We start from the raw sequence: 18,404 nt of genomic DNA, 5'->3' as shown, positions 1-18,404 counted from the left end.
ACCGGCCTGATGCAGGAACGCCTGAGTGCCGCGCAGTTGGCCCAGGCTGGCCTGCAGGCGCAGCTCGAAGCCTGCCGCGACGAGATCAGCGACCTCAGCGAAGCCAACAGCCACAAACAGGCGACGCTTGCTGCGCAGAATCGCGAGCTGGAACTGTTGCAGAACGAGCGCGACAACGCGCGCGATGCCGCCCATGCCTGGAACCTGGAGCGCGCTACCCGCGAAGCCGAACTGCGTCGCCTGGAGGCTCAGGCTGCGCGGCTGGACGCCGAACTGCGCGAGCAGCAGGAAAGCCACGCCCAGCGCCTGGACGACTTGCAGGAAGCCCGCGATACGCTACGTGCCCAGTTCGCCGAGATGGCCACCAAGATTTTTGACGAGCGCGAGCAGCGCTTCGCCCAGACCAGTCAGCAGCACCTGGGACAATTGCTCGATCCGCTCAAGGAGCGCATCCAGGCCTTCGAAAAGCGTGTCGAAGAGAGCTACCAGCAGGAGGCCCGCGAGCGCTTCTCGCTGGGCAAGGAGCTTGAGCGCCTGCAGCAACTCAACCTGCGTCTGTCTGATGAGGCCACCAATCTCACCCAGGCGCTCAAGGGCCAGAAGACCCAGGGCAACTGGGGCGAGTTGATTCTCGAGCGGGTACTGGAGCATGCGGGCCTTGAGAAAGGCCGCGAGTACCAGACCCAGGTCAGCCTGAAGAGCGCCGATGGCGAGCGTTTCCAGCCCGATGTGCTGATCATGCTGCCGGGGGACAAGCAGGTGGTGGTCGATGCCAAGGTCAGCCTCACCGCCTACCAACAGTTCGTCTCCGGCAATGACGAGGCGGCGCTCAAACAGCACGTGCAGTCCTTGCGCAGTCACGTCAAAGGCCTCTCCAGCAAGGATTACAGCCGGCTGGATGGCTTGCACAGCCTGGATTTCGTATTGCTGTTCGTACCCATCGAAGCGGCCTTCTCGGCAGCGCTGCAAGCGGAGCCGGGCCTGTTCCAGGAAGCCTTCGACCGACAGATCGTCATTGTCAGCCCCACCACCTTGCTCGCGACCCTGAGGGTCATCGACAGCCTGTGGAAGCAGGAGCGTCAGGGCCAGAACGCCCGCGAGATCGCCGAGCGTGCGGGTTGGCTGTACGACAAGTTCGTGCTGTTCATCCAGGACCTGGACGAGCTCGGTGCGCGCCTGCAGCAGGTCGACAAGGCCTACGCCGCAGCGCGCAACAAACTGTGCGAAGGGCGCGGCAACCTCATCAGCCGCAGCGAGCAGCTCAAGCTGCTGGGCGCGCGCGCCAGCAAGAGCTTGCCTGCCGACCTGCTGGAGCGTGCGCTGTCGGATGAGGCGCTGGCCGATGCGACGCTTACTGAACCAGGCTCAGATGCCGATTGAGCAACGCACGCAGGGCGGCGGGCTTGACCGGCTTGGCCAGGTAGTCCAGCCCTGCAGCATGCACCTGGGCGATGGTTTCGTTGCGCCCGTCGGCACTGATCACCACGCCTGGAACGGGTTCACCCAGGCGCGTGCGTAGCCAGGCCATCAGGCCAGTACCGGTTTCGCCGTCGTCCAGGTGGTAGTCCACCAGCGCCAGGTGCGGGCGCATGCCCTTCAATAGCAGCGCCTCGCACTCGGCCTGGTTGCGTGCGGTCCAGACCTGGCAGCCCCAGCGCCCGAGCAGGCTGTTCATGCCGATCAGGATGCTGTCTTCGTTGTCCACGCACAGCACCTGCAGCCCGGCGAGCGGTTGCCCGCCCGGTTCCACGGGCGCTGCGGGCGCTGCCACCGGATGCCTGGCGATCGGCACGCTGACCCGGAAAACGCTGCCCTTGCCTGGCCATGAGCGCACTTCCAGGCGATGCCCGAGCACCCGGCACAGGCCATCGGCGATTGCCAGGCCCAGGCCCAGGCCTTTTTCGGCGCGGGTCTGATGGCTGTCCAGGCGTTTGAACTCCTGGAAGATCACCTGCAGTTTGTCGTCGGCAATGCCCGGACCGCGATCCCAGACTTCCAGCCAAAGGTGCTCGCCTTCGCGTCGAGCGCCCAGCAGGATCGGGCTCTTGCCGTAACGCAGGGCGTTGGTGAGGAAGTTCTGCAGCACCCGGCGCAACAGTTTCATGTCGCTGGCGACTTGCAGCCGGCTGCCGCGCAGGCGGAATTCCAAGCCTTTCTCGGCCGCCAGTACCTTGAACTCGGCGCCCAGGGTGTCGAACAGTTCGTTGAGCGCGAAGGGCTTGATGTCGGGGGTGACCTTGCCATTCTCCAGGCGCGAGATGTCCAGCAGGTCGCTGATCAATTCCTCTGCCGAGCGCAGCGAGCTGTCCATGTGCTGCACCAGTTGCTGGGCCTCTTCACTCAGGCCCTCGGCCTGTTGCGACAGGGCGGCGGAGAACAGCCGCGCGGCATTCAGCGGTTGCATCAGGTCGTGGCTGACGGCAGCGAGGAAGCGGGTCTTGGACTGGCTGACCGCCTCGGCATGGCTCTTGGCCTCCGACAACGCCTGGTTCAACTGCGACAGCTCGTGTGTGCGCTCGGCCACGCGCTGCTCCAGGCCCTCGTTGGCGTCCTTGAGCGCCTGTTCGGCTTCGCGGAACGGGGTGATGTCGGTAAAGCTCATGACGAAGCCACCGCCGGGCATGGGATTGCCGATCAGTTCGATCACCCGCCCGTTGGGGAACAACCGTTCCGAGGTGTGCGCCCGGCCCTGGCGCATCCAGTGCAGGCGCCTCGCCACGTGCACCTGCGCCTCGCCCGGGCCGCACAGGCCGCGCTCGGCGTTGTAGCGGATGATGTCGGCGATCGGTCGGCCGACACTGATCAGCCCGTCGGGGTAGTTGAACAGTTCGAGATATCGACGGTTCCAGGCCACCAGGTGCAGGTTCTGGTCGACCACACTGATGCCCTGGTTGATGTTCTCGATGGCGCCTTGCAGCAGGGCGCGGTTGAATTGCAAAACCTCGCTGGCTTCGTCGGCGATGCGCACCACGTCTTCGAGCTGCATGTCGCGGCCTTCGATGGCGGCCTTGACCACCGCACGGGTGGAGGAGGTGCCGAGCACGCCAGCGAGCAGGCGCTCGGTGTGTTCGATCCAGTCGCCGTCGGCGTTCTGGTTGGGGTTGAAGCCCTTGCCCTGGCGGTAGGCGAAGCGGATGAAGCTCTGCCGCGCGCGTTCCTCGCCGACGAAACGCGCGGCAAGGTTGAGCAGATCGTCGATCTGCACGGCCAGCAGAGGGCGGCTGCTGGGGCGGGCGCTGGTTTGCTGGCCGATGAAGCGCCCGGCCTGCCAGTGCTCGGAAACCCGGGTGCGCGACAGAATCGAGACCCAGGCAAAGAGCATGAAGTTGCCCGCCAGCGACAGCACCACCCCTTGTGTCAGCGGGGTGATCGGCAGGTCCAGTGGGTTGCCGTGCAGCCAGGCAAGGCCGGGGAACAACTGCAGCGACCAGCCCAGGCTATGGGCGGCGATCGGCAGCACCAGGGTGTAGAACCACAGGAAGATGCCCGCAGCGAGGCCGGCGAACACGCCGCGGCGGTTGGCCTGCTTCCAGTACAGGGCGCCGAGCATCGCCGGGGTCAGCTGGGTGACTGCGGCGAAGGCGATCTGGCCGATGGTCGCAAGGCTGGCGGTGGAGCCGAGCAGGCGATAGCTGACGTAGGCCAGCAGCAGGATGACCACGATGGCCACCCGGCGCACCGAGAGCATCCAGTGGCGGAACGCCTCGAACGGGCGCTCGGCGTTGGTGCGTCGCAGCAGCCAGGGCAGCAGCATGTCGTTGGAGACCATGGTCGACAGCGCCACCGCCTCGACGATCACCATGCCGGTAGCGGCCGAGGCGCCGCCGATGAAGGCCAGCAGGGCCAGGCTCGGGTGGGCTTCGGCCAGCGGCAGGCTGATGACGAAGGAGTCGGAGATCACCGTGCCTGGCAGCATCATCTGCCCGGCCAGGGCGATCGGCACCACGAACAGTGCCGCCAGCACCAGGTATAGCGGGAACACCCAGCGGGCCAGGCGCATGTCCTGAGGCTCGATGTTCTCGACCACGGTGACGTGGAACTGCCGCGGCAGACAGATGATCGCCATCATCGCCACGGCGGTCTGCACCACCATCGATGGCCAGTTGATCGTCTCCTGCCAGTAGCTTTCCAGGTGGATCGACTGGCGCGCCTGGCTGAACAGGTCGTCGAAGCCGTCATACAGGTTGAACACCACGAAGGCGCCCACGGCAAGAAACGCCAGCAGCTTGATCAGGGACTCGAAGGCGATGGCCAGCACCATGCCGCGATGGTGCTCGGTGACATCCAGGCTGCGCGTGCCGAAGACGATGGCGAACAGCGCCAGCACCAGCGACACCACCAGCGCCGTGTCCTGCACCCGGGTGCCGGTAGCGTCGGGAGTGGCCCCGATCAGCAAGTTGACGCCGAGCACGATGCCCTTGAGCTGCAGGGCGATGTAAGGCAGCACGCCGACCAGACAGATCAGTGCAACCACCACCGCGAGCGTCTGCGACTTGCCGTAGCGGGCGGCAATGAAGTCGGCGATCGAGGTGATGTTCTGCTGCTTGCTGATCAGCACCATCTTCTGCAGCACCCAGGGTGCGAAGATCAGCAGCAGCACCGGGCCCAGGTAGATCGGCAGGAACGCCCAGAGTTGCTCGGCCGCCTGGCCGACGGCGCCGAAGAAGGTCCAACTGGTGCAGTACACCGCCAGCGACAGGCTGTACACCCAGGCGCGCAGGCGCGGCGGCAACGGCGTGCTGCGACGGTCGCCGTAGAAGGCGATGGCGAACATGACGGCCATATAGGCCAGGGCGACCACGGCGATCAGCCCGCTGGACAACGACATGCAAACTCCGGAGCAAAAATGAAAACGCGGTCCCGATCAATCAGTCTGGCACGCGGGCGCGGGTTCGTCAGCGCAGACGATGGTCGCAGTGGCAGGTGGTCGCAGGGGGCGCTCTAGACCTTCGCCCCTCGCGTCCCCAGGTAATAGAAGAGTGCCGCCAGCAGCACCGACAGCACCAGCAGGTAGAACACCGCCACCGGCACTACATACCCCAGGGCAAACCCGACCAGTACCGGCCCCAGTGCCGCGCCGAGGTTGGAGAGGTTCTGCGCGCCATAGTAGACGCCGCGCAGATGCTCCGGTGCGATCAGGTCGATGAACATGTACTCCGCCGGGATCACGATGATCTCGCCGAGGGTGAACACCAGCATTGCCAGGCACCAGCCCAGCACCGAGCCTGCCAGCGAGAAGCCCAGCAGCCCGGCGACGAACAGCGCCATCCCGGCCATCAGCCAGGGCATCAGGTACTGACGGCTGATGCGTCTGCCGATCAGGTATTGCAGGGCGATCACCGTCACGGCGTTGGTCGTCACCAGCACCCCGACCAACCGCGCCGCTTCGCTGGCGTGGGCCGTCACCACCAGGTATTGCGACAGGTAGGCGGTGAACTGGCCGAACACCACTGCACTGAGGGCGCCGCCCAGGGTGAAGCACACCAGGCGCCGGTCCCGCGCCAGCCCGATAGCCACTTGCATGAAGCCGACGCCGGGCAGTTGCGGCTCGCTGGGGCGTAACTGCCGATCGCCCAGACGCTGGTAGACCAGGCACATGAGCAGGCCGATCAGCGCCGAGACCAGGAAGGGCAGATGGCCATCGAGCTCGATCAGCGCCACCCCCAGCAACGGGCCGACGGCATAGCCGATGTTGCTGAGGGTGTACTTGATGGCGAACACCTCGGCGCGCTCCTCCACCGGCAGCAGGGCGCAGAATCCGGCCTTGCTGGCGATGTCGACCACCGCCAGGGCGAGGTTGATCAGCACCAGGCACAGGAAGAACAGCGCCACCGAGGGGCTGAACATGGCGACGGCGAACGACAGCGTGAACACCAGGGTTGCGACGATGATCACCGTATGGTTGCGCAGCGTGTCGACCAGATGACCGCCATACAGGCTCAACAACGAGGCGACGATCAGTGCCCCGCCGATCAGCAGGCCGATATGGCTGACCGACAGCTGGAAGCTGTCCGACAGATAGACGACCAGATAGGGCAGGGTGATCGCGCGCGCCAGGGTCAGCACGAAGGTGGTGAGCAGCAGCAGGCGGACAGCGGAAGGGTAGCGTTTGAGTGCGGCGAGCATTGCCACGTCCTTGTTGTTGGAGTTGTCGCAGGCAGCAAGCATAAGCCACCGGCTCTGGCTTGCGCTATATCTGCAAAATAGATAACAGATAGAGAAAATAACCGTTATATGGATATTCTTTGCAGGCATAAGATGATTCCACCTTACACGAGGAATCTTTGCCATGACCTGCCCACAGACTCGCGCTGCGTCCTTGCGGCCCTTCCACCAGTTGGCCCGCCCGCTGGAAGTGATCCGTCAGTTCACTCCGAACTGGTTTGCCGCGACCATGGGCACCGGCGTTCTGGCCCTGGCCTTGCGACAATTGGAGATTCCGGCTCTGCACGGTGCGGCAGAGGGTTTGTGGTGGCTGACCATCGGCCTGTTCATCTTGTTCTGCGCCCTGTACGGCGCGCGCTGGCTGCTGTTCTTCGACGAGGCACGGCGGATCTTCGCCCACTCCACGGTCTCGATGTTCTTCGGCACCATCCCCATGGGCCTGGCGACCATCCTCAATGGCGCGCTGGTGTTTGGCCTCGAGCGCTGGGGCGACGGCGTGGTGCCTTGGGTCGAGGCGCTCTGGTGGGTTGACGTGGCACTGGCATTGCTGTGTGGCGTGGCAATCCCTTATCTGATGTTCACCCGCCAGGAGCACAGCATCGACCAGATGACTGCAGTGTGGTTGCTGCCGGTGGTGGCGGCCGAGGTGGCGGCGGCCAGTGGTGGCCTGCTGGCGCCGCACCTGGCGGATGTCCATGCGCAGTTCCTGGTGGTGGTGACCAGCTACGTGCTGTGGGCGGTTTCGCTGCCGGTGGCGTTCAGTATCCTGACCATCCTCATGCTGCGCATGGCGCTGCACAAGCTGCCGCCGGCCAACATGGCCGCATCCAGCTGGCTGGCGCTGGGCCCGATCGGCACCGGGGCGCTGGGCATGCTGCTGCTGGGCGGCGATGCGCCCACAGTGTTCGCGGCCAATGGCCTGGGAAACCTGGGTGAAGTGGCACGCGGGTTGGGGCTGGTGGCCGGGATGGTGTTGTGGGGAGCCGGCCTGTGGTGGCTGCTGACCGCGGTACTGATCACCCTGCGCTACATGCGCCAGGGCATGCCATTCAACCTGGGCTGGTGGGGTTTTACCTTCCCGCTGGGGGTGTACAGCCTCGCCACCTTGAAGCTGGCGGCCTGGCTGGGCCTGGGTTTCTTCACGGTATTCGGGCAGGTGCTGGTGGTGATGCTGGCGCTGCTCTGGCTGGTGGTGGCGAGCCGCACGCTCAAGGGCGCCTGGCGTGGTGAGCTGTTCACCTCGCCCTGTATCGCAAATCGTTGAATGTGCTGACCTTTTAGTGGGTGGTCGCGCTCCCCGGTTACCTGGCAGTGCTCAAGAACGCTGTGCACCTGTGGGAGCGGGTTTACCCGCGAAGAAGCCACCGTGGCTTTCAAGCCGATAGGCGGAGGATTGACAGCGTTCAGGGCAGCAGGAATACTCTCGGAAAAATTCATATATATGTTTATATAACAAGACGAGAGACAGGCCCCATGAACACACTGCCCGGTGATGCGCGTCTGCCCCGCTACCAACAGCTGCGCGACCATATGGTCGAGCAGATCGCCAACAACCGCTGGCGCCCCGGTGAGGCCATTCCCACCGAAGCGGCCCTGGCCAGCGAGTTCGACATGTCGGTCGGCACCGTACGCAAGGCCGTCGATGTGCTGGTGACCGAGGGCGTGCTGGAGCGCCAGCAAGGCCGCGGCACCTTCATTCGCCGGCCGCAGTTCCATTCCTCGCTGTTCCGCTTCTTCCGCTTCGAGTCGGCCAACGGCGAACGTGCCGTGCCCGAGAGCCGCATCCTGTCCATCGAGCCAGTCCCGGCGCCCTCGGCGGTTGCCAGTGCCCTGGGCTTGGCGCCGGAAGCCGACGTCATTCACATCGTGCGCCTGCGTCTGCTCGGTGCCCAGCCGGTGTTGGCCGAGGAAATCTGGCTGCCACGGCAGACGTTCCAGCCATTGCTTGAGGTCGAGCTGGACCGCAAGGGCCCGCTGCTCTACCCGATCTACGAAGAGCTGTGCGGTCAGGTGGTGGCCTATGCCGAGGAGACCCTCACGGCCGAGTCGGTCGATGCCGTTCACGCGCGCCTGCTGCAGATGCCGGAGGGCAGCCCGGTGGTGGTGATCGAGCGTCTGGCCCGTGACTACGCCGGCAAACCGTTGGAATGGCGCCGTTCGCGCGGCCATGCCGAGCACTTCCGCTACCGCATCGATATTCGCTGACCGGGCGTTTCACGCCCCGTTGTGACTTCCGGCGCCGTGCCAGCACGGTGCCGTGGCTCTGCCTGCCTGGCCGGCGTGCGTCCGGCTGCCCCTGACCTCGCACACACGACATAGAAGGATAAGAAATCATGTTCAGTTGGTATCGCGAAATCACCTCGCGCGAACGCAAGACGTTCTGGGCCTGCTTTGGTGGCTGGTCGCTCGACGCCCTTGAGGTGCAGATGTTCGGCCTGGCCATCCCGGCGCTGATCGCCGCGTTTTCCCTGACCAAGGGCGATGCCGGGCTGATCAGTGGCCTGACGCTGGTCACCTCGGCGATCGGTGGCTGGCTTGGCGGTACGTTGTCCGACCGTTACGGCCGGGTGCGTACCCTGCAGTGGATGATCCTCTGGTTCTCCTTCTTCACCTTCCTGTCGGCGTTCGTCACCGGTTTCTACCCGCTGCTGTTCGTCAAGGCCATGCAAGGCTTCGGCATTGGTGGCGAGTGGGCCGCAGGCGCGGTGCTGATGGCCGAGACCATCAACCCGAAATACCGCGGCAAGGTCATGGGTACGGTGCAGAGCGCCTGGGCCGTGGGCTGGGGCCTGGCGGTGGGCCTGTTTGCGCTGATCTATTCGCTGGTGCCGCAGGAGTTCGCCTGGCGGGTGATGTTCTTCGTCGGCCTGCTGCCGTCGCTGCTGATCATCTGGGTGCGGCGCAACGTACCCGAGCCGGACAGCTTCCAGCGCCTGCAGAAGGAAAAGGCCATTCCCGTCAGCTTCACCAAGTCCATGGCCGGCATCTTCCGTCCTGAACTGCTGCGCGTGACCCTGCTGGGCGGGCTGCTGGGTTTGGGTGCCCATGGTGGTTACCACGCGGTGATGACCTGGCTGCCGACCTTCCTCAAGACCGAGCGCAACCTCTCGGTGCTCAACTCCGGCGGCTACCTGGCGGTGATCATCTTCGCCTTCTGGTGTGGTTGCGTGGTCAGTGGCCTGCTCATCGATCGTATTGGCCGGCGCAAGAACATCCTGTTGTTCGCCCTGTGCTGCGTGCTGACGGTACAGGCCTATGTGTTCTTCCCGCTGAGCAACACGCAGATGCTGTTCCTCGGCTTCCCGCTGGGCTTCTTCGCCGCCGGCATTCCCGCGAGCCTGGGGGCGTTCTTCAACGAGCTGTACCCGGCCGATGTGCGCGGTGCCGGGGTGGGCTTCTGCTACAACTTCGGCCGGGTGCTGTCGGCCGTGTTCCCGTTCCTGGTCGGTCACATGAGCGAATCCATGTCGTTGGGGGCCGCCATCGGCATCGATGCCGGCATCGCCTACGGCGTGGCGGTGATCGCTGCACTGTGTCTGCCGGAAACCCGCGGTCGCAACCTCGAGGCCCCGGTCTCGCCGCAGGTTGCGGTTGCGGTCGCCAAGTAACCTTCAATCGTCCCGAATGAGCATCATGCCGCAAACCCCTGTATCCCCGTTCACCGCGATCGACAGCCACGCCCACGTGTTCAGCCGTGGGCTGAACCTGGCAGCGGAGCGCCGTTACGCACCCACCTACGATGCGCCGCTGGGCGACTACCTGGCCCAGCTGGCCGGGCACGGTTTCAGCCATGGCGTACTGGTGCAGCCGAGCTTTCTCGGCACCGACAACAGCTACCTGCTGGCGGCGTTGCAAACCGCGCCCAGGCAATTGCGCGGCGTGGTGATGCTCGAGCCTGGCGTTGCGCGCGACACCCTTGAGCAGATGGCGCGCCTCGGTGTACGCGGCGTGCGCCTGAATCTGATGGGGCAGGCCCTGCCTGATCTGCGCGACGCCGGTTGGCGGCCACTGCTGGAGCTGATCGGCGATCTGGGCTGGCATGTCGAGCTGCATCGACAGGTGGCCGATATACCGGCACTGGTGCGTGCCTTGCAGCCCTATGGTGTGGATATCGTGATCGATCACTTCGGCAGGCCGGATGCGCGCCTGGGGTTGGGGCAGCCGGGATTTGCCGAGCTGCTGACCCTCGGCGGGCAGGGCAAGGTATGGGTGAAGGTATCGGGGATCTATCGATTGGGCGGCTCGCCTGGGCAGAACCTGGATTTCGCCCGCCAGGCCCTGTGCGCTCTGGAGGCGCACTATGGCGCGGACCGGTTGATGTGGGGCAGCGACTGGCCGCATACCCAGCATGAATCGGTGATGAGCTTTACCGCGGTGGTCGAGCAGTTCGATGCTCTGGGCTGCTCGGCGTCGTTGCGTCGGGCGCTATTGGTGGACACGGCGCGGGGGTTGTTCGGGTTCGCGTAGGGGCGCAGGTTCGCCGCTCCGACTTGCCCGCGAAAGGAACACCGCGATGCATGGCACCGGCTACGCCGGTGTTCGCGGGACCAGCCCGCTCCTACAGGGATTGGGCTGGTCTCTCGATTTTGAGCAGGACAGTTGCTCCTGCAAGTAGCGCGCGGTGTCGGGTAGGAGCGGGGGCGCTGCGATTTGCTCGCGAATACCCATGCACCGCGGTGTGCTTTTCGCGGGCAAGCCCGCTCCTACAAGGGGAGCTCGGGCTGTCAGAGTTGGAACCGGCTGATCATCTGCTGCAAATGCCCACCCAGCCGTGCCAGTTCGACGCTGGACACCGAGGTCTGCTCACTGGCCTCGGCGGTCTGTTCGGAAATGTCCCTCACCGTCACCACGCTGCGGCTGATCTCCTCGGCCACGGCGCTCTGCTGCTCGGAGGCGGCGGCGATCTGCTGGTTCATCAACTGGATGCCCGACACCCGCTGAGTGATGCCCTCCAGCGCAACGCCGGCCTCGCGTACCAGTGCCACGCTGCTTTCGGTCAGGCTCTGGCTTTCTTCCATCAGGTCGCTGACCGAGCGCGTGCCTTGCTCCAGGCTGCTGATCGCCGATTCGATTTCTTCGGTCGAGGCCTGGGTGCGCTGGGCCAGGCTGCGTACCTCGTCGGCGACCACGGCAAAGCCACGACCGGCCTCGCCAGCGCGGGCGGCCTCGATGGCGGCGTTGAGCGCCAGCAGGTTGGTCTGCTCGGCCACGGCCTTGATCACGTCCATCACCTTGCCGATGCGTTGGCTTTCGTTGCGCAGGGCGTCCATCGCCTCATTGGTGGCGTCGACCTGGCTGGCCAGGCGGCCGATCTGGGTCACGGCGCGGGTGACCACACTGTCGCCTTCGCGGGCCTCGAGATCGGTGGCGCTGGCGGCCACCGAGGCTTCGCCGGCATTGCGCGCCACTTCCTGCACGGTGGCGGCCATTTCCTGCATCGCAGTGGCGACCTGGTCGGTCTCCTGGCGCTGGCTGCTGGCGCCGGCGCTGGTCTGCGCGGTGATCGCCGAGAGCTCTTCGGTGGCACTGGCAATCTGCGAGATGCCGTCGCGCACGCCGCCGATCAGCTGGCGCAGCTTGGCAGTCATGCCATGCAGGCTGTTCTGCAACTGGCCGAGTTCATCGCGGCGATTGCTGCTGGGTTGTTCGCCCAGGTTGCCGTCGGCCACCTGCTCCATGGCGCGCAGCACCCTTTGCAGCGGCTGGCTGATCTGCCGGGCGATCAGTATCGCCAGCAGGGCACCGAGCAGCAGGGCGAGGGCGGTGGTGGCGAACTGCAGCGTCTTGGCGAACTGACTGTCATTGACCACGGCCACTGCCTGACTGTCGAGCAATTGCCCGATCAGGGTGTTGAGGGTCGCGACGTCATTGCCCATGTTGGCGCGGTAGTCCATCAGTTTGCGGGTTTCGCCGCGGAAGGCCTCGACGGCGGCGGCGTAGGCGCGCACCTGTTCGTTCAGTTGGCGGAATTGCTCGGCGAACTGGCCATTGAATGCCGCGGTCAGGGCTGGCAAGTCGTTCACCGTGGTGGCGATCTGCGCATTCATCGCCTGCTCGGTGTCGGTGTTGGTGTTGCCGGTGTAGCCACGCACCTGGTAGCGCAGCAGGATCAGGTTCTCGCGAATCTGGTTGATCGCTTCGCTGCGCACGTAGCGCTGTTCGGCATCGGGCAACGCGCGGACCTGCTTGCGGATGCTGTCGATCGTGGCGAACGACTGGGTGGCAAGCCCACCCATCTCCTTTTGCGCCGCGCGCATGGTGCGGTACGACTGCAGGCTCTGTTCCTGGTTGCGGGCATAGGCCTGCAGGGCCTGCTCGGCCTTGTCGAGGGTCTGCAGGTTGGTCGCGTTGCGCAGGATGCCGTGGAGTTTCGCCAGGGGTGCCTGGAAGGCCGCCAGTGTCTGCTGCAACGCCTTGCCTTGTTCTTCGTCACCATTGGACATGGCGTGGCGCAAGCGCGCCTCGCGCAGATCGCCCAGGGCATCGTTGAGTGCGGAGACGTCGCTGACCACTTCGCTGCGCCGCACCAGGCTGCCCAAAGCGTCCCAGCCGATCAGCGACTGGGCCAGGGTCAGCACGAGGACCAGGCCAAAACCGAGCCCGAGTTTGTGTGCGATCTTCAGATCGCCGAACCAGGTGAACATCTGCTGCTGTGCTCCTTTTCTTGTGCGTTGGAGGAGAGCCGAAGGCTGATCCTGTTACCGGATGTAGTCATCTATATGAATTATCGGCAGCCTTGCAACATTCTGAAAAGGGGTTGCAGAAAAAATAATGGCATATAGCCATTAATTGGTTCGTCGGCGTGATGCGCTTCGCAGGCCTGTTGCCAGAGGTGGGCAATCGCGTGCAGATTTGTGGCTTCTCGCGATGAGCGGACCTCCAATTGACAACGCCCTCTCAGGAACAAGGACGATGAGTCATTCCTCGCAATTCACCTTGCTCGGCAAGCGGCGCTTCCTGCCGTTCTTCATCACCCAGTCGCTGGGTGCCTTCAACGACAACCTGTTCAAGCAGTCACTGATCCTGGCGATCCTCTACAAGCTCAGCCTGGAGGGCGACCGTTCGATCTGGGTCAACCTTTGCGCGCTGCTGTTCATCCTGCCGTTCTTCCTGTTTTCGGCGCTGGCCGGGCAGTTTGGCGAGAAGTTCGCCAAGGATGCGTTGATCCGTGCGATCAAGCTGGCTGAAGTGGTGATCATGTTGATCGGCGCGGTGGGCTTTCTCAGTGATCACCTGGAGCTGATGCTGCTGACATTGTTCGCCATGGGCACTCATTCGGCGCTGTTCGGGCCGGTGAAGTACTCGATCCTGCCCCAGGCCTTGCGCGAGGACGAACTGGTCGGCGGCAACGGGCTGGTGGAAATGGGCACCTTCCTGGCGATCCTGGCCGGCACCATCGGTGCCGGGGTGATGATGTCCTCGGGCAACTACGCCACGGTGGTGGCCGGAGGCATCGTCGGCACTGCGGTGCTCGGCTACCTGGCCAGCCGCTGGATCCCGCGGGCGGCGGCGGTGGCGCCGCAGATGAAGCTGGATTGGAATATCTTCAAGCAGTCCTGGGCCACCCTGCGCCTGGGCCTGGGGCAAACCCCGGCGGTGTCGCGCTCGATCGTCGGCAACTCGTGGTTCTGGTTCGTCGGGGCGATCTACCTCACGCAGATCCCGGCCTATGCCAAGGACTGGCTGCACGGCGACGAGACCGTGGTCACGCTGGTGCTGACGCTGTTCTCGGTGGGCATTGCCGTTGGTTCGCTGCTGTGCGAACGCCTGAGCGGGCGCAAGGTGGAAATCGGCCTGGTACCGTTCGGGTCGTTCGGCCTGACCCTGTTCGGTCTGCTCTGGTGGTGGCATTCGGGTGACGTGCCGGCCGCTGCTGCGCCGCACGATTGGCTGAGCCTGTTGGGCATGAGCCAGGCCTGGTGGATCATGGTCTCGATCGTCGGGCTTGGTGTGTTCGGCGGTTTCTACATCGTGCCGCTCTACGCCCTGATCCAGGCGCGTACGCCTGAAGACCAGCGCGCCCGGGTGATCGCCGCGAACAACATCCTCAATGCCCTGTTCATGGTGGTCTCGGCGATCGTCACCATCGTCCTCTTGAGCCTGGCCGACCTCAGCATCCCGCAGCTGTTCCTGGTGGTGTCGCTGCTCAACATTGCGGTCAACGCCTACATCTTCCGCATTGTTCCTGAATTCACCATGCGCTTCCTGATCTGGTTGCTCAGCCATTCGATGTACCGCGTCGAGCATCGCGATCTCGATCGTATCCCTGACGAGGGGGCGGCGCTGTTGGTGTGCAACCATGTGTCGTTCGTCGATGCGCTGCTGATCGGCGGTGCGATCCGTCGACCGATCCGTTTCGTCATGTACTACAAGATCTACAACCTGCCGGTGCTCAACTTCGTGTTCCGCACTGCCGGGGCCATCCCGATTGCCGGGCGCAGCGAGGACGAGGCGACGTACGAGCGGGCCTTTGCGCGCATTGCCGAGTACCTGCAGGCCGGTGAGGTGGTGTGCATCTTCCCGGAAGGCAAGCTGACCGCCGATGGTGAGATCGATGTGTTCAAGGGTGGCGTAAGCCGGATTCTCCAGGAGACGCCGGTGCCGGTGATTCCGCTGGCGTTGCAGGGGTTGTGGGGGAGTTTCTTCAGCCGTGATCCGGCCAAGGGCTTCCTGCGTCGACTGTGGTCGCGGGTGACCCTGGTGGCGGGTGCCGCCATCCCGGTGGAGGCGGCCCAGCCTGAAGCGCTGCGCGAGGAAGTCAGTGCCTTGCGCGGCGACTTGCGTTGAGGGGAGGGTGGAAGGTCAGCTGGCGCTGACCTTCAGGCCGATCAGGCCGGCGACGATCAGCGCAACGCTGATCAGGCGCACCAATGCCATGGATTCGCCGAACAGGATGATGCCGGCGATTACCGTGCCGACTGCGCCGACGCCGGTCCAGATGGCGTAGGCAGTGCCCAGCGGCAATTCCTTCATGGCCAGGCCCAGCAGGCCCAGGCTCACGGCCATGGCGGCGACGGTCAGTGCGGTTGGGAGTGGGCGAGTGAAGCCATCGGTGTATTTGAGGCCGATAGCCCAGCCGACTTCGAACAGGCCGGCGAAGAACAGGATGATCCAGGACATGATGATTCTCCATCGTTGAAAGATGGGGCCGTCCCCGGATTGGTCACGCCTTGCGTCGTGAGGCCGTCCTCACAGTGCGCACTATATTGCACATCTGCCGGGTGACAAGCAAGTGGCGCCTGTCCGGGCCTCTTCGCGGGCAAGTCGCGGCGGCGAACCGCCGCTCCCAAACCCAAGACAGCTGTATACCTTGTGGGAGCAGGCTTGCCCGTGAAGAGGCCCGCCCGCTCAGTGCCCGACCTGCGCCTGTTCCTCCCCGGCACCGCGGGGCTCTTCCATGCGCCTGAACCAGGTCGAGAGCAAGGCCCCGGAGATGTTGTGCCAGACGCTGAATAGCGCGCTGGGCACCGCCGCCAGCGGTGAGAAATGTGCCGCTGCCAGGGCCGCGCCCAAGCCTGAGTTCTGCATTCCCACCTCCAGCGCCAGCGACTTGCGCTGGGCCAGGGGCAGCTTGCACAGCTTGCCGGTCAGATAGCCCAGCAGGAAGCCGAAGCTGTTGTGCAGGATCACCACCGCCATGATCAGCAGGCCGGACTCGGCGATCTTCGCCTGGCTGGCCGCGACCACCGCGCAGACGATCATCACGATGCTCACCACCGACACCAGTGGCAGCACCTGCACCGCCAGTTGCACCCGCGCACCGAGCAGCTTCTGCGCCAGCACGCCGAGCACGATCGGCAGCATCACCAATTGCAGGATCGACCAGAACATGTCCATGAACGAGACCGGCAGCCAGGCCGAGGCCAGGAACCAGATCAGCGCCGGGGTCAGCAAGGGCGCGAGCAGGGTGGTGACTGCGGCGATGGCCACGGCCAGTGCCAGGTCGCCCTTCGACAGCCAGACCATCACGTTCGAGGCGGTGCCGCTCGGGCAGCAGCCGACCAGGATCACGCCCACGGCGATTTCCGGTGGCAGGTGAAACAGTTGGCATAGCAGCCACGCAACGCCCGGCATGATCACGAAATGCGCCACCACTCCCAGCGCCACGCGCCAGGGTTGACGGGCGAGGGCGGCGAAGTCGTCGAGCTTGAGCGTAAGGCCCATGCCGAACATCACCAACCCCAGCAGTGGCACGATGGCTACCTTCAGGGCGATGAACCATTGCGGTTGCAGGAAGGCCAGGCAGGCGAACACCAGCACCCAGAGGGCGAAGGTGTTACCGACGAAACGGCTGAAGGCGGCGAGGGCGCGCATGGGGGATTCCTTTTCTATTTATAGCTTTGTGAAATTCACTGGCCCTGTGGGAGCGGCGGTTCGGCGCCCCGACTTGTCCCGCGAAGAGGTCGGTGCTGGCGACCACACAACCACCCAGCACCGGCCTTTCAACCTGAATCAGACCCCCTGCGGAATCTCTTCCCCACCCAGGGCTTCGAACAGCACCGGCAGGAATTCGTTGAGGGTCATCATCATCAACAGGAAGCTTGCGTCGAACTGTTGCGCGGCTTCGTCGCCACCATCCTGCTCGGCCTGCTCCTGCAGCAATTCCTCGAACTTCAGGCGCTTGATCACCATCTTGTCGTCGAGCACGAACGACAGTTTGTCTTGCCAGGCCAGGGCCAGTTGCGTGACCAGCTTGCCGGTGCTCAGGTGCAACTGGATTTCCTCGCTGGCCAGGTCCTGGCGCTTGCAGCGCACGATGCCACCGTCTTCGGCGGTGTCGCGCAGCTCGCATTCATCCAGTGGATAGAAGCCTTCGGCAGGCTGCTGCGACTTGACCCAGTCGGTCATGGTCGCGGTCGGGGCGATCTTCACGGTGGCCGGGCGCACCGGCAGCGAACCCATGACTTCACGTAGCGTGGAGAGCAGGTCTTCGGCGCGCTTGGCGCTGGCCGAGTTGACCAGGATCAGGCCCTGGCGCGGAGCGATGGCAGCGAAGATCATCGAACGGCGGATGAAAGCACGCGGCAGGAAGGCCTGGATGATCTCGTCCTTGATCTGGTCGCGTTCCTTCTTGTAGACCTTGCGCATCTGCTCGGTCTCGATCTCTTCGACCTTCTCCTTGACCGCGTCGTTGACCACGCTGCTGGGCAGGATGCGTTCTTCCTTGCGTGCGGCAATCAACAGGAATTCACCGCTGACGTGTACCAGGGGAGCGTCTTCGCCCTTGCCGAACGGAGCGACAAAGCCGTAAGTGGTCAGCTCCTGGCTGGCGCAGGGGCGGGCCGGCTTGCTGGCCAAGGCGGTCTCCAGCGCTTCAGGCTCGAACGGGACATCCTGGGTCAGGCGGTAGGTCAGCAGGTTCTTGAACCACATGAGGGGGAATCTCTCCTTAATGCATAAGGCGGGCATTATTCTCCGAGCAGTGGTTGCAGGCCAACCCTGTCAGAGGGCCAGCAGTGACTTATTCATAGGTCTTTGAAAGATCAGATAAAAAATTTGAAAAAAGTGCTTGCCAGGGTACAGGCTCCTCCGTAGAATGCGCGCCACACCGAGACGAAGGGTGATTAGCTCAGCCGGGAGAGCATCTGCCTTACAAGCAGAGGGTCGGCGGTTCGATCCCGTCATCACCCACCACTCGATGTATAGCGCAGCGGTAGTTCAGTCGGTTAGAATACCGGCCTGTCACGCCGGGGGTCGCGGGTTCGAGTCCCGTCCGCTGCGCCATATTCCAGCTTCCAGGGCCCACTGAACACCCGGAAGCCACAAAGAAAGCGACCTTAGGGTCGCTTTTTTTGTTTCTGTCTTGCACAAACACCACGGGGGCTGTCCATCGACAGCCCCCGTGGTGTTTCAGCTTCAGGGTTTGGCCACGTGCCAGACCTGGCCGACGCCTTCGCCGGTGGTATCGCCCGGTTTCTGGTCCTTGACCCAGCCGTACAGCGGCTGGTCTTTGTAAGCCCACTGCTTGCTGCCATCGTCGCGGGTAATCACGCTGTAGCCATCGGCGGCCTTGGCGTAGGGGCCGGCGGCCAGCGGCGGCCAGTTCTGCGCACATTGACCGTTGCACGCCGACTTGCCAGCGCTGTCCTTGGTGAAGGTGTAGAGGGTCAGGCCTCTGCTGTCGACCAGGACCTTGCCCAGGGCGCTGTCGCCGACCTTCGCGGGGGCATCAGCCAAGACCAGGCCAGACACGCAGGTCAGAGCCAATGAAAGAACGAGTGCGCTTTTCTTCAACATGA

13 protein-coding genes, 2 tRNA genes and 1 pseudogene are annotated in these 18,404 nt (G+C 64.3%); 8 read left to right on the top strand and 8 right to left on the bottom strand.

Annotation, left to right across the window (positions count from 1 at the left end; all coding sequences use genetic code 11):
* Positions 1-6 precede the first annotated feature (6 nt).
* The gene (gene rmuC / locus IAE40_RS08095) at positions 7-1,380 is read left to right on the top strand and encodes a DNA recombination protein RmuC (RefSeq protein WP_200603015.1); all 1,374 of its coding nucleotides are present in this window, start codon (positions 7-9) and stop codon (positions 1,378-1,380) included.
* On the opposite strand, the gene IAE40_RS08090 is transcribed toward rmuC, so the two are convergent.
* Together IAE40_RS08090 and IAE40_RS08085 are read right to left on the bottom strand one after the other, a co-directional pair.
* A complete protein-coding gene (locus IAE40_RS08090; protein ID WP_153772809.1) occupies positions 1,352-4,828 on the bottom strand; it encodes a hybrid sensor histidine kinase/response regulator in 3,477 nt (1,158 codons plus the stop codon). The genes rmuC and IAE40_RS08090 overlap by 29 nt on opposite strands.
* A gap of 113 nt (positions 4,829-4,941) precedes the next feature.
* Complete coding sequence (locus IAE40_RS08085) at positions 4,942-6,126, bottom strand: MFS transporter (RefSeq protein WP_153772870.1); 1,185 nt, start codon at positions 6,124-6,126, stop codon at positions 4,942-4,944.
* A 163-nt stretch (positions 6,127-6,289) separates the two neighbouring features.
* Between IAE40_RS08085 and IAE40_RS08080 the strand changes: the two genes are divergently transcribed.
* From IAE40_RS08080 to IAE40_RS08065, 4 genes are all read left to right on the top strand, one after another.
* Positions 6,290-7,429 carry a TDT family transporter gene (locus tag IAE40_RS08080; RefSeq protein ID WP_200602980.1) on the top strand — a complete coding sequence of 380 codons (1,140 nt, stop codon included), beginning with the start codon at positions 6,290-6,292 and terminating at the stop codon, positions 7,427-7,429.
* Positions 7,430-7,638: 209 nt separating this feature from the next.
* Positions 7,639-8,370, top strand: a complete 732-nt coding sequence (locus IAE40_RS08075; RefSeq protein WP_200602979.1) for a GntR family transcriptional regulator — start codon at positions 7,639-7,641, stop codon at positions 8,368-8,370.
* A gap of 128 nt (positions 8,371-8,498) precedes the next feature.
* A complete protein-coding gene (locus tag IAE40_RS08070; RefSeq protein WP_153772812.1) occupies positions 8,499-9,773 on the top strand; it encodes an MFS transporter in 1,275 nt (424 codons plus the stop codon).
* 16 nt (positions 9,774-9,789) lie between these two features.
* Positions 9,790-10,632, top strand: coding sequence for an amidohydrolase family protein (locus tag IAE40_RS08065; protein WP_442797453.1), 843 nt, complete (start codon positions 9,790-9,792; stop codon positions 10,630-10,632).
* A gap of 257 nt (positions 10,633-10,889) precedes the next feature.
* Here the strand turns inward: IAE40_RS08065 and IAE40_RS26040 are convergent, their stop codons facing one another.
* Together IAE40_RS26040 and IAE40_RS26035 are read right to left on the bottom strand one after the other, a co-directional pair.
* Positions 10,890-11,753, bottom strand: coding sequence for a methyl-accepting chemotaxis protein (locus IAE40_RS26040; protein WP_370671074.1), 864 nt, complete (start codon positions 11,751-11,753; stop codon positions 10,890-10,892).
* Positions 11,745-12,809, bottom strand: a pseudogene (locus IAE40_RS26035) (methyl-accepting chemotaxis protein); the annotation flags it as partial. The pseudogene IAE40_RS26035 and the gene IAE40_RS26040, both read right to left, overlap by 9 nt.
* A 268-nt stretch (positions 12,810-13,077) precedes the next feature.
* Here IAE40_RS26035 and IAE40_RS08055 point away from each other — a divergent pair.
* On the top strand, positions 13,078-14,952 hold the full coding sequence (locus IAE40_RS08055) for an MFS transporter (protein ID WP_112898963.1): 1,875 nt from the start codon (positions 13,078-13,080) through the stop codon (positions 14,950-14,952).
* 15 nt (positions 14,953-14,967) lie between these two features.
* Here IAE40_RS08055 and sugE read toward each other — a convergent pair whose 3' ends face one another.
* The 3 genes from sugE to rdgC form a co-directional block, all read right to left on the bottom strand.
* Complete coding sequence (gene sugE / locus IAE40_RS08050; RefSeq protein WP_063545829.1) at positions 14,968-15,285, bottom strand: quaternary ammonium compound efflux SMR transporter SugE; 318 nt, start codon at positions 15,283-15,285, stop codon at positions 14,968-14,970.
* Positions 15,286-15,513: 228 nt separating this feature from the next.
* Positions 15,514-16,479 (bottom strand): bile acid:sodium symporter family protein, encoded by a 966-nt coding sequence (locus tag IAE40_RS08045; RefSeq protein ID WP_063545828.1) that lies wholly within the window; start codon positions 16,477-16,479, stop codon positions 15,514-15,516.
* Positions 16,480-16,617: 138 nt separating this feature from the next.
* On the bottom strand, positions 16,618-17,538 hold the full coding sequence (gene rdgC, locus IAE40_RS08040) for a recombination-associated protein RdgC (protein ID WP_054890921.1): 921 nt from the start codon (positions 17,536-17,538) through the stop codon (positions 16,618-16,620).
* 185 nt (positions 17,539-17,723) lie between these two features.
* Between rdgC and IAE40_RS08035 the strand changes: the two genes are divergently transcribed.
* Both IAE40_RS08035 and IAE40_RS08030 read left to right on the top strand, forming a co-directional pair.
* Positions 17,724-17,799 (top strand) — tRNA-Val (locus IAE40_RS08035).
* Positions 17,800-17,812: 13 nt separating this feature from the next.
* Positions 17,813-17,889: transfer RNA gene (locus IAE40_RS08030), tRNA-Asp, on the top strand.
* A 132-nt stretch (positions 17,890-18,021) separates the two neighbouring features.
* Here the strand turns inward: IAE40_RS08030 and IAE40_RS08025 are convergent.
* On the bottom strand, positions 18,022-18,402 hold the full coding sequence (locus IAE40_RS08025; RefSeq protein ID WP_200602976.1) for a COG4315 family predicted lipoprotein: 381 nt from the start codon (positions 18,400-18,402) through the stop codon (positions 18,022-18,024).
* Positions 18,403-18,404 lie beyond the last annotated feature (2 nt).

It is taken from the genome of Pseudomonas sp. S44, assembly GCF_016624805.1.
GTDB classification, from domain to species: domain Bacteria; phylum Pseudomonadota; class Gammaproteobacteria; order Pseudomonadales; family Pseudomonadaceae; genus Aquipseudomonas; species Aquipseudomonas machongensis.
The sequence above is the reverse complement of the archived record's forward strand: the minus strand, read 5'-3'. Positions and strand labels throughout refer to the sequence as shown.

Excerpts from the sequence above, each read along its gene's own strand:
- IAE40_RS08090 (WP_153772809.1), bottom strand. The coding sequence starts at position 4,828 with ATGTCGTTGTCCAGCGGGCTGATCGCCGTGGTCGCCCTGGCCTATATG.
- IAE40_RS08085 (WP_153772870.1), bottom strand. The coding sequence starts at position 6,126 with ATGCTCGCCGCACTCAAACGCTACCCTTCCGCTGTCCGCCTGCTGCTG.
- IAE40_RS08070 (WP_153772812.1), top strand. The coding sequence starts at position 8,499 with ATGTTCAGTTGGTATCGCGAAATCACCTCGCGCGAACGCAAGACGTTC.
- IAE40_RS08080 (WP_200602980.1), top strand. The coding sequence starts at position 6,290 with ATGACCTGCCCACAGACTCGCGCTGCGTCCTTGCGGCCCTTCCACCAG.
- rdgC (WP_054890921.1), bottom strand. The coding sequence starts at position 17,538 with ATGTGGTTCAAGAACCTGCTGACCTACCGCCTGACCCAGGATGTCCCG.
- IAE40_RS08075 (WP_200602979.1), top strand. The coding sequence starts at position 7,639 with ATGAACACACTGCCCGGTGATGCGCGTCTGCCCCGCTACCAACAGCTG.
- IAE40_RS08025 (WP_200602976.1), bottom strand. The coding sequence starts at position 18,402 with ATGTTGAAGAAAAGCGCACTCGTTCTTTCATTGGCTCTGACCTGCGTG.
- IAE40_RS08045 (WP_063545828.1), bottom strand. The coding sequence starts at position 16,479 with ATGCGCGCCCTCGCCGCCTTCAGCCGTTTCGTCGGTAACACCTTCGCC.
- IAE40_RS08055 (WP_112898963.1), top strand. The coding sequence starts at position 13,078 with ATGAGTCATTCCTCGCAATTCACCTTGCTCGGCAAGCGGCGCTTCCTG.
- sugE (WP_063545829.1), bottom strand. The coding sequence starts at position 15,285 with ATGTCCTGGATCATCCTGTTCTTCGCCGGCCTGTTCGAAGTCGGCTGG.
- IAE40_RS08065 (WP_442797453.1), top strand. The coding sequence starts at position 9,790 with ATGAGCATCATGCCGCAAACCCCTGTATCCCCGTTCACCGCGATCGAC.
- IAE40_RS26040 (WP_370671074.1), bottom strand. The coding sequence starts at position 11,753 with ATGACTGCCAAGCTGCGCCAGCTGATCGGCGGCGTGCGCGACGGCATC.